11 protein-coding genes are annotated in these 11,249 nt (G+C 46.1%); all 11 read left to right on the top strand.

All coding sequences use genetic code 11. From position 1 onward, the window contains the following. Positions 1-20 precede the first annotated feature (20 nt). On the top strand, positions 21-692 hold the full coding sequence (gene rpiA, locus MKY28_RS15240; protein ID WP_047842431.1) for a ribose-5-phosphate isomerase RpiA: 672 nt from the start codon (positions 21-23) through the stop codon (positions 690-692). A gap of 25 nt (positions 693-717) precedes the next feature. Further along, the gene (locus MKY28_RS15235) at positions 718-1,317 is read left to right on the top strand and encodes a GNAT family N-acetyltransferase (RefSeq protein ID WP_076318719.1); all 600 of its coding nucleotides are present in this window, start codon (positions 718-720) and stop codon (positions 1,315-1,317) included. A gap of 15 nt (positions 1,318-1,332) precedes the next feature. Continuing rightward, positions 1,333-1,794 carry a MarR family winged helix-turn-helix transcriptional regulator gene (locus MKY28_RS15230; protein ID WP_036670259.1) on the top strand — a complete coding sequence of 154 codons (462 nt, stop codon included), beginning with the start codon at positions 1,333-1,335 and terminating at the stop codon, positions 1,792-1,794. A 286-nt stretch (positions 1,795-2,080) separates the two neighbouring features. Further along, positions 2,081-3,169 carry a cobalamin B12-binding domain-containing protein gene (locus tag MKY28_RS15225; RefSeq protein WP_076318470.1) on the top strand — a complete coding sequence of 363 codons (1,089 nt, stop codon included), beginning with the start codon at positions 2,081-2,083 and terminating at the stop codon, positions 3,167-3,169. 15 nt (positions 3,170-3,184) lie between these two features. Further along, positions 3,185-4,882 (top strand): ATP-binding protein, encoded by a 1,698-nt coding sequence (locus MKY28_RS15220; RefSeq protein ID WP_076326897.1) that lies wholly within the window; start codon positions 3,185-3,187, stop codon positions 4,880-4,882. Between the two features lie 36 nt (positions 4,883-4,918). Continuing rightward, a complete protein-coding gene (locus tag MKY28_RS15215; RefSeq protein ID WP_340019988.1) occupies positions 4,919-5,872 on the top strand; it encodes an alpha/beta hydrolase in 954 nt (317 codons plus the stop codon). Positions 5,873-5,940: 68 nt separating this feature from the next. After that, positions 5,941-6,654 carry a class I SAM-dependent methyltransferase gene (locus MKY28_RS15210; RefSeq protein WP_340019989.1) on the top strand — a complete coding sequence of 238 codons (714 nt, stop codon included), beginning with the start codon at positions 5,941-5,943 and terminating at the stop codon, positions 6,652-6,654. 68 nt (positions 6,655-6,722) lie between these two features. Then, positions 6,723-6,908, top strand: coding sequence for a hypothetical protein (locus tag MKY28_RS15205; RefSeq protein ID WP_211081698.1), 186 nt, complete (start codon positions 6,723-6,725; stop codon positions 6,906-6,908). Between the two features lie 55 nt (positions 6,909-6,963). After that, entirely contained in the window at positions 6,964-7,401 is a 438-nt protein-coding gene (locus MKY28_RS15200; protein WP_036609514.1) for a GNAT family N-acetyltransferase, read from the top strand. Positions 7,402-7,620: 219 nt separating this feature from the next. Continuing rightward, positions 7,621-8,079, top strand: coding sequence for a MarR family winged helix-turn-helix transcriptional regulator (locus MKY28_RS15195; protein ID WP_036609512.1), 459 nt, complete (start codon positions 7,621-7,623; stop codon positions 8,077-8,079). After that, positions 8,076-11,243, top strand: coding sequence for an MMPL/RND family transporter (locus MKY28_RS15190; protein WP_340019991.1), 3,168 nt, complete (start codon positions 8,076-8,078; stop codon positions 11,241-11,243). Before MKY28_RS15195 ends, MKY28_RS15190 begins: the two co-directional genes overlap by 4 nt. The last annotated feature ends 6 nt before the right edge of the window (positions 11,244-11,249 follow it).

Raw genomic sequence — 11,249 nt, 5'->3', positions numbered from 1 at the left:
TGAGCAGCGGGGGTTTATAGATGAATCTTAAACAGATAGCAGCAGAGCGTGCGGCAGAATATGTTGAAGATGGAATGAAGGTTGGATTGGGTACAGGTTCAACAGCTTATTATGCCATCTGCCGGATCGGTGAGCGGGTACGTGATGGATTGAACATTCAAGCGGTTGCCACTTCAGAGGCTTCGGACAAGCTTGCCCGTGAATGGGGGATTCCCATCGTCCCATTTGACCAGATTGGACGTCTGGATCTGACCATTGATGGTGCTGATGAAGTTGATCCCGAATTTAACCTGATTAAAGGGGGGGGCGGGGCTCTTTTGCGTGAGAAAATCGTGGCGGCCAATAGTGACAAATTGATTATTGTAGCGGATGGCAGCAAAGCCGTGCAAAAGTTGGGGAAATTCCCGCTTCCAGTTGAGGTGGTTCCATTTGCTTCTGAGTGGACCTTCCAGGCGCTCGAAAAATTGGGGTGTCAACCACAGTGGCGGATGGATGGACAGCAACGTTATCTGACAGACAACGGAAACCTGATAGCAGATTGCCACTTGGAGGCGATTGATCACGCTGCGGACCTTAATGTTCAATTGAATATGTTACCAGGTGTTGTTGATAACGGACTATTTGTTGATATGGCTAGTACAGTCATTCTTGCCAATGCGGATGGAAGTATCGAAGAGCTTCATCGTTCTTAATATGGAAGAGGGTGATTTTCATCGTATGAAAGAACTGCCAATCGTTGATGGTGAACTTGTACTCAGGTGTGTGGAGAAACAGGATCTGAAAGAACTCTATGAATTGATCTACAGTGATGACGTACCTGAATGGAAGCAATGGGATGCACCCTATTACCCACTTAAACACGAAAGTTATGAAAGTTTTGAACAAGGTATGCTCAAACGTATGGACGTAGATCCAGGCGATTCCAGACCCGTATCAATCCGTATTATTGAATCCGACAGACAAATTGTGGGTACAATCAGCTATTACATAGAAGATGAGTTATCCATGTGGCTGGAAATGGGGATTGTAATATACAGATCTGTCGAGTGGGGACGCGGGGTTGGCACACGCTCACTTGTCATGTGGTCAAGTCATTTGTTCGAACAGATGCCTTTGGTTCGGGTTGGATTGACTACTTGGTCTGGTAATGAACGTATGATGCGTGCGGCTGTGAAAGCCGGATTACAGGTGGAGGGGCGAATGCGGAAGTGTCGTATCGTTCGCGGACAGTACTATGATTCAATTCGTATGGGGATGCTCCGTGAGGAGTGGGAGCAGAAGCTGGCCCCTCATACGAGCCGAAATGTAAACAACTGATGGAGGATTATTGAAATGCTGAACACGGAGGACAACCGGGAACTGTCTTTACAATTATTCGTGGTTCTTGTTCGGGCCTACAATTCTGTGACCTCACGTTCCAATCGGGACATTCAGAGTCACGGACTGAATACGACAGAATTTGGTGTGCTTGATTTGTTATATCATAAGGGACCACAGGCATTGCAAAAGATTGGTGAAAAGGTGTTAATGTCTAGTGGTAATATTACGTATGTTGTAGATAAGTTGCAAAATAAAAATCTGCTGTTTCGTCGACCATCCAAGGAAGATCGGCGTGTCATTTACGCTGAGTTAACCGAGGAAGGAAGAGAATTGTTCACACAGATATTTCCTCAACACCATCAGGTCATCATTGATGCTTTGGAAGGACTTGACCCTTCCGAGAAAGTAGCTGCGATTAAGATGTTGAAGAAGCTGGGACTGGCGGCAGAAGGGAAAACTGACTTGCGTTCATAACGCAGGTCAGTTTTTTTTGTGGATCTTGAAAAGTACAGGTATATACTGGCTGACTGACTTGCAAGGCCCTCCATAATATAGGAAGATTGTTCTATACATTCATCGTGTGTAAAACATGATTATCGAAAGTTCATGTATAATGGAACATAACGATTAAGAGCGGAATGGATGGATTGGATCAAGTAGAAGAACCTATCCCGATTGCAAGTTAGCTAACATCAATCTCATTCTGGATTAGTCACGAATGAAGATTGAGTGTGATGCGGGTATGAGGAGGGGTGCATCTATGAGTCATCAAGAAGCAGGAGAACGTTTGCTCCAAGAATCTGCGAACTTAGCTGATAAAATAACGGAGAAACAGTATCTCAGACAGCCCGATTTACTTGAGCGATTTGGCGAGAATGGAAAAATGCGAACCAAACAGGATTCGGAGTATAGCTTGAACTATTTGGCAGAAAGTACGCTCGTACAGAGTCCAGGTCTGTTTACTCATTATATTGCCTGGCTGAAAGTTCTACTTGAGGGTTATAAGGTATCACCAGAAGACCTGGCGATTAATCTCAATCTGATCAAAGAGACATTGGAAGAAGAATTTGACCATCCGTCAAAGGCACTTCTGCTCGAGTATCTGGAGATGGGAATATATAGAACAACACATATGGAGTCACAAGCGGGTTACATCAACGAATCCATGCCATATGGAGATGCCGCGCAATCGTACTTACAGTGCTTGCTTGAGAATAAACGGAAAGAAGCCTTTGAGATCATTGAAGCCCAGTTAGAAGCCGGGGTGACAATTCGAGATATTTATCGATATATCTTTCAGCCCACCCAATATGAAATTGGACGATTGTGGCAATGCCATCGTATCAGTGTGGGGCAAGAACACTTTTGTACGGCAACGACCCAGTCATTCATATCACGTCTTTATTCCCGCTGGCTGATTCATACGGGTCAGGATAAAAAACTAGTGGCTACCTGTGTAGGCAGTGAGCAACATGAGATCGGACTGCGTATGCTCACAGATGTGTTCGAGATGGAAGGTTGGGATACGCACTATCTGGGAGCCAATGTTCCCAATGGAAGTGTCATAGAGGCTATAGAGCGGCATCAGGGCGATGTTGTTGCGATTTCAGTTACGATGACGTATCACCTTCATCTGGCCAAAGAGTTGATTCATCTGATCCGTCATCATCCGGCAACGGCACATGTGAAGATTATGGTGGGGGGATATCCCTTTAATATTGATCAGGAGTTGTGGAAAACGATAGGAGCTGACGGTTATGCTCCAGGAGCCGATGAAGCGATAGCGGTTGCAGAACAATTACTGTCTCAGCCAGTTACATGTAATTATCTTGATATGGTTAGGGATTAGGAGAGGGATGTTGTGATGTCTAATGAGAGCGGAGAGATACAGAGGCTACGCAGAACGATTAAGCAGTTATCAGATCAGATGATCCGGAGTAAAGAGCAAGAGGAACGGATACTTACGGAATTCTCGGATATGAATAATGAACTGGTGACACTCCAGCGTCTGCTTGCAAAGAACAATAACAGTCTTGAAGCTGCACGTCAGCAAGCAGTAGACGCAGGTGATTCAAAAATCGCATTTATTGCAGGCATCAGTCATGATTTTCGTACGCCATTAAATGGCATATTGGGGATGGCTGAGATGCTGAAGCTGTCTCCATTGTCTGAAGAACAGGAGAATTCCGTTTCCGTTATACAGGATGCTACCAAACTGTTGCTTAAGCTGATTGAGGATCTTCTGGATCTGTCCAAACTTGAGGCGGGTCAGATGCGACTTGAACTGGGAGAAGTGGATCTGCAAGAGACGATAAACTATATTGTTCGTTTGCTCGAACCCCAAGTCAGAAAGAACGGAAATCAGTTATCGATAGACTGTGACCCCAGAATCTCTACCCTTCTTGAAGGGGATTCAACGAGGATTACACAGATACTGATCAATCTAATTCAGAATGCGAACAAATTCACATCAGAAGGTACAGTGCGGATACGAGTCGCCCTTATGAAAGATGATGAGATTACACAAATGATCCGATTTGAAGTCGAAGACACGGGGATTGGTATCTCGGAAGAAGATCAGAACCAGTTATTTCAACCCTACGTGCAGACTGAACGAGGACGCTCAAGTGAGTATGGAGGAACGGGCCTTGGATTATCGATCTGCAAGTCGCTCGTTACACTGATGGAAGGTCAGATTGGAGTAGACAGTCAGGAGGGTGAAGGATCAACATTCTGGTTCGAACTTACACTTGGTAAGAAAGACGGTAACCAGTCTGTTGCTTCCGCTCAAGAGCATCAGGGGCAGGATATGGATGATGAAGCTCCTTCTGTATCTGTATTGCTGGCCGATGATAATGTCATCAACCGGCAGCTTGTTATGTTGCAGCTCAAAAAACTGGGAATAACCCAAGTGGACGCTGTAGTGAATGGGGAAGAGGCAATAGCTGCTTTTCTCAGCAAAAAATACAGTTTGATTCTCATGGATTATATGATGCCAGTGATGGACGGTTTGGAGGCAACACGCAAAATCCGCTCGATAGAAATGGATGAAATGCGCCATACCACACCAATCATTGCAATGACAGGTAATGTCATGCAGGGAGAGAAAGACAAGTGTATGGAAGCCGGGATGAATGACTTTATTGGCAAACCCTTCACGCTGGAAATTTTGAGTAAGATGATCGAGAAGTGGCAGCAATCCTCCGAACCGACCGAGGTACTAAATATGAGCATCGTACATGAGATTGCGGAATTAAACACCGATGGCGATCGTACACTCCTTGGTATGTTGTTGGACATGTATCGTACCGATACACCTGGCAAGATTGAGGTGCTGCGCAGACATATTGTGTCCGGTGACCATGTTGCTGCAACCGAGGTAGCCCATGATCTGAAATCAGGGAGTTTGAGCCTAGGGATTCGTTATTTATCAACTTTGTTTGCTCAGATAGAGCAGTTCGCGAAGGAAGGTCAATCACGGAAAGCAGAACCTTTGCTGGATGCTTTGTTACCCGCCTATCAAGCAGCATGTGCAGCACTGCAACGAGTAAGTAAAGATTGAATATATCTTAATAAGGAAAGAGGGTAGGGCTCGTTCATGTTATTCTACGTACTTGCAGTACTGGTACTGATCGTTCTTGCACTTCTGTGGACAGGAGGGCTTTATTTTTTCAAAACGGCCATTCGCCGTACGCCAAAAACGTTTTTGGTAGATAATCCAAATCTGATGCCTGAACCGGACAATGAAATCATTAGCAGTGCTTCTGACCTGAAGTGGCTGGATGCTCAGCCTACAGAAGAGATATCTCTTCAATCACATGATGGATTAAAACTGTATGGTACATGGCTCGGTTCCAATAAAGGGTCGAATCAGACGGTTATTCTGGCACATGGTTATTCGGGGAGAGGCAGAGAAATGGCTGGATTCGCCCGGTTTTATGCGGAAAAGCATGGTTATAACGTACTCATGCCAGATGATCGAGGTCATGGACAGAGTGAAGGTGATATCATTGGTTTTGGTTGGTTAGATCGGAAGGATTATGTCCAGTGGACCAACTGGGTGCTTGAAAAAGTGGGTACACAAGGGGAAATCATATTGCACGGCATATCCATGGGAGGAGCAACCGTACTGATGACAGGTGGTGAAGTTCTGCCGATTCAGGTTAAAGCGATTGTATCTGATTGTGCGTATACATCCGTGGAAGAAGAACTGACGTTCCAGTTGAAGCAATTATACAAGCTACCTGCATTTCCGTTTATACCTGTCACAAGTCTGATCTCCCGGTGGAAAGCAGGGTATTCCTTTAGAGAGGCTTCTGCTCTCAAGCAGCTTGCCAAAGTTAACATTCCCGTGTTATTCATCCACGGAGAGGCTGATACGTTTGTACCAACGGAAATGGTGTACAGGTTGTATGAAGCCTGCCCAACCAAAAAGGAATTGCTGACCGTCCCCCGTGCCGGTCATGGCACAGCGTTTCAAGTCGATCGCACCGGATATGAGGCGGCACTGGAATCCTTTATGAAGAAAAATCTGTCACCTGCTTTTAATTGATTTTTTTGTGACAATCTGGGTATTAAGTAGAAGATGCAAATCATTTACTAAACGATGGGGGTATCTTGATGGGAAACGAACAATTTGAGGCTGCACGAAAAGCAGAGGAAGGTTATCATTCCAATTTCTATCAGAATAATGAATTATTCGCCTCTGGTACCTGGATGTCGAGGCCCGTGCCTATGGTGATGGATATGCTGGAACGCTTACTTGCTCACAAGGAGGAGTTGCGTGTCCTCGATCTGGGATGCGGAGTGGGGAGGCATACGATACCGATTGCACAGCGCCTTGTAAAAACGAAGAGTGAAGTCATCGGTGTGGATTTACTGGATGAGGCCGTAGACGGACTTCGCAAGTATGCGAAAGAATATCAGGTTGATCATATCGTGCAGGCAGTGAAAGCAGATGTTGAACATTATGCTGTGGAACCAAACTATTTTGACTATATCGCTGCTTGTTCTTGTCTGGAACATGTCTCAAATAAGCAAGCCTTCATGGAAGCGATAGACCGGTTACAGGCCGGAACTCGTACAGGGGGCATTCATTGTATTACGATGAGTACCAATGTGGAGGAGAAAGAAATCAATACAGGCAAGGAGATTAAACCATTAATTGAACTGAACCTGCCCACAGCCGAGGCGATTGCTATACTGGAGGATGCCTACAAAGGCTGGAATATTCTGCTTCAGGAACACGTTACACAGACGATTGAAGAGGAAAAGTATGATGAACCGACACAATTTCGTTGTGAACTGCTTCGTTTCGCTGTGCAAAAGCAATAAATTCTCTGCCGGGACCTGACAATGGACCCGGCAATCTTAATGTGTGGTCGGAAGGGAGATGGTTAAGGATGAATACATATGTAATAGGGATGGATGGAGGAGGGAGCCACACGCGTGTGGCTGTCGCAGATCAGAACGGGAAGATTTTATCCTATGTGCAAAAGAATGGTTGCAACCGTTATCACGATACCAATGCTGAGCAAAATGTGCTGGAGGGTATCGGAGCTGAATCGGCACACGACTTGAACTTTTAGAGGCTAACGACTACAATACGATAACGGAAACAAGCAAGGTATAGGAGGAATCAAGGTGTTAATTAATCTGAAATCACGCATACAGGAGCCGGAAGTACAGGAACTATTGTCCTACTCGGTTTTTCCTGATCCGGATCACTTGAACCGTGCGTTGCAACAATATGTAGAGAAAGACGAATTGCAAATGGGCGGTTACGAAGATGAGGGACAATTGATCGGTCTGATTGGATATGAGAAGACAGGAACAAGTGAGGTTACCATTCATCATATCTCGGTTTTGCCTGAAAACCGCTTTAAAAATTATGGACGTGGTATGATCTCACAACTGTTGGCAACATACAATCCCGATAGACTGATTGCGGAGACCGAGTTGGAAGCCGTCGAGTTTTATCGGAATACGGGGTTTGTGGTATATAGTCTGGGTGAATTATACCCAGGTGTGGAGCGATTCCGTTGTGTGCTTGAAAAAGAGGAAGATACGGACGAAGAGTAGCACAGAGACCTTTTATTACTTTAAGAAATATATGGATTATCATCAGTACAGGATGTTGGATTTGGCAATGAGCTGAGTCGGACGTCCTGTTTTTTTGTCGTTTTCATCTAAAAAGCAGGAAAAAAGTATTGCTTTGTAAGATTGTTTCATTATAGAATAGTTTCACAGAAGAATAGTTCGTTAAGTGAACTATATAGATTTGGGAAAGGAGAATGAAGAATGAGTACACCGGATGCAAAAAGTTTGGTGAACCGCTATTTGGATGCTTCCTTTATGGTCAATAAGCGGTTTGATACGCGGATACGCGAACAAGTGGGGCAGACCATAACGACCGATCAGTTCTGCGCACTTCGTCTGATTGAAGAGAAACCTTTCTGCACGCCCTCTGATCTTGCAGAGCTTCTGTGTATAGGTAAGAGTAGCATTACCGCTTTGGTCAACAAGCTGGTGGATCGCGATCTGGTCCATCGGGCCGGGGATGAACGTGACCGCCGCGTTGTATATCTGACACTGACGGATACCGGACGACAGGTATACAGGGAAACAGAACAGGAAATACAGCAGATTCTGGAGCCGTATCTGGTTCATTTTAAACCGGAAGAAGTCCGAATTTTCATTGAATCTTTTGAGAAGCTTGCAGCTTTGCTATCGCATGAAGGAGGACGGGAGAACGAATGAGAACGATACTAAAAGCAAGATGGTGGTTAATGGGGCTATGGGTTGTTGTAGCTGCCGTGTTGATGTTTACCGCCCCTAACATGAGTGAACTGATTCGGGAAAAGGGACAGTTTTCGGTTCCGGAAGGGTACTCTTCCACCCAGGCAGCAGCGATTCTGAATGAAGCTGCAGCACAAAAAGGAGAACAACAGGGGAGCCAGATCGCCCTTGTATTCTATAATCCCGATGGGCTGGGCACCACGGGGAAACAAGAGGCAGAGAAGGCCGTTAAGCAATTGGAGGCCGACAAGGAGAAGCTCGGTATTCTGTCCATTCTGGAACCTTTCTCTCAGCCTGAACTGTCCGAGAAGATGATCTCAGCTGACGGAAAAACGATTCTAACATCGCTATCCATTGATCAGGGAGATCGTACGGTCAAGGAAATGCGGGAAGACCTGAATGAAGCATTGAAGTCCGTCAATGTGGAGCACTACATAACCGGTAAAGGTCTGATTGATGAGGACACCATTGAAAGTTCCCAAGAGGGGCTTAAGAAATCGGAATATATTACCGTTGTCTTTATTTTACTCATTCTGTTCTTGGTCTTCCGTTCGTTTGTAGCTCCGTTTGTACCGCTACTGACGGTGGGGATCAGTTACATTGTATCGCAACAGATTGTTGCATTTCTGGTGGATGGGATGGACTTCCCGATATCCACGTTTACACAGATCTTTATGGTCGCCGTCATGTTTGGGATTGGTACGGATTACTGCATCCTGTTGATCAGTCGGTTCAAGGAAGAACTGGCTCATCATGAGAATACGTGGGATGCCATCATTGCGACCTATCGTACTGCCGGTAAAACGGTACTCTTCTCAGCACTAGCTGTGCTGGTTGGATTCATTGCGATCGGATTTGCCCAGTTTATGTTGTACCGTTCTGCGGTTGCCGTAGCTGTAGGTATTGCAGTGATGATGCTTGCCTTGGTGACCATCGTGCCATTCTTCATGGCGGTGTTAGGCAAGAAGTTATTCTGGCCGTCGAAGGGTTCACTTGAACATGCCGAGAGCAAGATCTATGGTGCAGCTGGTCGCTTTTCACTAAAACGTCCATGGGCTGCGCTGCTCATCGTTGCAGCTGTCTGTGTGCCTCTTCTGGCAACCTACGATGGCAAACTGTCGTTCAACAGTCTCGATGAGATTGGCGAGAAATATGATTCCGTAAAAGCATTTAACATTATCTCTGACAGCTTCGGTCCGGGTGAATCACTGCCGGGTCAGATCGTCATCCAGAACGATGAAGAGATGGATAATGCAAAGTATATGGCCGTTGCCGAGAAAATTAGCCGGGAAGTAGAGAAAGTAGCCGGAGTCTCTGGTGTCCGTAGTATGACACGACCTACGGGTGATGAGATTAAAGATTTTGAAGTTACACAGCAAGTGGGAACATTATCGGATGGACTGGGTGAAGGCAAGACGGGTCTGGACAAAATCCGTGATGGACTGAGTGAAGCCAGCAGTCAGCTAAGTAAAAATGAACCACAGTTAAAAGAAGCTGCTGATGGAGCAGGTGAACTTACCAAAGGAACCTCCCAGTTGCAATCGGGTATCACGCAACTCAGTGAGGGACTAGGGCAGATTGAAAAAGGTATTCGTGATGGTTCCGCAGGTGCGGGTGATCTGAAAGCCGGACTTCAGCAAGCCAAAACGAGTGCAGATCAGCTTGCGCAGGCGAACAATCAGTTGCTTGAAGCCTATCGTCAGGCGGGAGCAGGGGTCGCTGCACTGGGGGATGGGACCCGCGAACTGGAACAACAGCTGAACGGGGTTTCAACAGCTCTAACCAGTCTGTCCGAATCCTTCACAGCACTTGAAGAGCGTTATCCTGAATTGCAGCAAGATGCTGATTACCAGCGTATCAAAGGTACGATTGGAGAAACAGGTTCTGGCACAGCGCAGCTTGCTCAAGGTTTGGGTCAGATTAAGACCAAACTTGGGGAAGCCGCTGCTGGAATTAATCAGGCCAATGAAGGGTTTGCCTCCGCAGCAGCCGGACAAAAGGCGCTTGCCGATGGCCTGGGCCAGATTGTAACGGGAATCGGTCAGTTGCAATCCGGTCTCAAACAGGCTGCGGATGGTCAGGGTAAAGTGATTAGTGAAATTCCTTCCATTCAGGATGGACTTGGCCAGCTTCAGGGTGGTCAGGAGAAAATTCAGCAAGGCTTCTCGGATCTGAGTGGTCAGCTGACACAACTGACAGATGGCTTGAATCAAAGTGTCGATGGTATTAAACAGGTATCCGGTGGACTGGATTCAGCGCAGGACTACCTGACGCAATTGCAAAATTCACCAGATTCCGATCTGGCAGGCTGGTACGTTCCTGAAGAAGCACTGAACAGCAAAGACTTCACACAGGTATTTGATACGTATCTGTCTGAAGATCGGAAAACGATGACGATTGATGTTATTCTCGCCGAAAATCCATACGGAACAGAAGCCATTGATCGTGTTCCTGACATTGAGGCGGCAGTACATCGCGCGGTACAAGGCAGTACACTTGAAAAAGCAGATATCGCCATAGGTGGCGTTACCAGCACGTTTGCAGATTTGCAGGAGATCTCGAATAACGACTATACACGTACTGTAATGCTGATGCTGGCAGGCACATTTATTATTCTGGTCGTACTGCTTCGCTCGGTCATTATGCCATTGTATCTGATTGTTTCCTTATTACTGGCTTATTTCACATCGATGGCGTTAACCGAAGTGATCTTTGTTAATATCCTCGGATTCGCAGGCATTAGCTGGGTTACTCCGTTCTTCGGATTTGTTATGCTGATTGCACTTGGTGTGGATTATAGCATCTTCCTGATGGACCGTTTCAATGAGAACAAAGGTATGAAAGTACAGGATGCGATGTTGTACGCGATGAAAAACATGGGCACCGTTATTCTATCTGCCGCAGTCATTCTGAGCGGTACATTTGCTGCGATGTATCCATCCGGTGTTCTCTCGATGATGCAGATTGCCACAGTAGTCCTTAGCGGACTGATCTTGTACTCTCTGCTGTTCCTGCCATTCTTCGTCCCAGTGATGGTGAAGATGTTTGGCCGGGCCAACTGGTGGCCGTTCCCGAACAAGGAACAATCAGATTCCGTTGATTCGGATCGGACCATAGGCATGTAATGCATT

The organism is Paenibacillus sp. FSL R5-0473, from assembly GCF_038004565.1.
In the GTDB taxonomy this organism is placed as follows: domain Bacteria; phylum Bacillota; class Bacilli; order Paenibacillales; family Paenibacillaceae; genus Paenibacillus; species Paenibacillus amylolyticus.
The sequence above is the reverse complement of the archived record's forward strand: the minus strand, read 5'-3'. Positions and strand labels throughout refer to the sequence as shown.

Coding starts and splice junctions, on each gene's coding strand:
- rpiA (WP_047842431.1), top strand. CDS start 21: ATGAATCTTAAACAGATAGCAGCAGAGCGTGCGGCAGAATATGTTGAA.
- MKY28_RS15235 (WP_076318719.1), top strand. CDS start 718: ATGAAAGAACTGCCAATCGTTGATGGTGAACTTGTACTCAGGTGTGTG.
- MKY28_RS15230 (WP_036670259.1), top strand. CDS start 1,333: ATGCTGAACACGGAGGACAACCGGGAACTGTCTTTACAATTATTCGTG.
- MKY28_RS15225 (WP_076318470.1), top strand. CDS start 2,081: ATGAGTCATCAAGAAGCAGGAGAACGTTTGCTCCAAGAATCTGCGAAC.
- MKY28_RS15220 (WP_076326897.1), top strand. CDS start 3,185: ATGTCTAATGAGAGCGGAGAGATACAGAGGCTACGCAGAACGATTAAG.
- MKY28_RS15215 (WP_340019988.1), top strand. CDS start 4,919: ATGTTATTCTACGTACTTGCAGTACTGGTACTGATCGTTCTTGCACTT.
- MKY28_RS15210 (WP_340019989.1), top strand. CDS start 5,941: ATGGGAAACGAACAATTTGAGGCTGCACGAAAAGCAGAGGAAGGTTAT.
- MKY28_RS15205 (WP_211081698.1), top strand. CDS start 6,723: ATGAATACATATGTAATAGGGATGGATGGAGGAGGGAGCCACACGCGT.
- MKY28_RS15195 (WP_036609512.1), top strand. CDS start 7,621: ATGAGTACACCGGATGCAAAAAGTTTGGTGAACCGCTATTTGGATGCT.
- MKY28_RS15190 (WP_340019991.1), top strand. CDS start 8,076: ATGAGAACGATACTAAAAGCAAGATGGTGGTTAATGGGGCTATGGGTT.